Here is a 465-nt window from a genome sequence, read left to right on the forward strand (position 1 = left end):
ATCTAGAGCGGTTCAGCGTTTCATGGAATCGCCGAACCGCTCTAACTATTTGTTTTTACGCAATTCCGGACGGAAAACCGTTACACACTTTTCCTGGAATTGCTCTAAGCTTCAAGCGCTTTTACGGCGCGCTCGATGAGCGCGCCGCGGTCAAGGGTGAAACCGGACGCGATCCATTCCTTCTCGAGACTTTTCAGGATCGCGCCGAGCCTGGGGCCGGGCGCCGCGCCAAGCTCGGCGAGATCGGCGCCCTTGATCGGGAATACCGGCTTCTCCCATTTCAACGCGAAGGCAAGCAGGCGCGAGAAGCCGCCAGCATCGATCAGCGCCTGATTGTCCTCGGCGGCCCGTGCCCGCGCGGAAGCCAGCGAAAGCCGCAGCCGGTCGGCGATGCCGTTTCGATCGCCGAGATAGAGTTTCTTGGCCAGTTCGCCTTCGCTCGTCCTCGGCTCGATCGCCGCCGCC

1 pseudogene is annotated in these 465 nt (G+C 61.3%); it reads right to left on the reverse strand.

Features of this window, described 5'->3' with window-relative positions:
• Window positions 1-104: 104 nt before the first annotated feature.
• Window positions 105-465 (reverse strand): annotated as a pseudogene (locus EOA28_RS38160) (CCA tRNA nucleotidyltransferase); the annotation flags it as partial.

Source organism: Mesorhizobium sp. M2A.F.Ca.ET.067.02.1.1 (genome assembly GCF_004023285.1).
GTDB lineage: Bacteria > Pseudomonadota > Alphaproteobacteria > Rhizobiales > Rhizobiaceae > Mesorhizobium.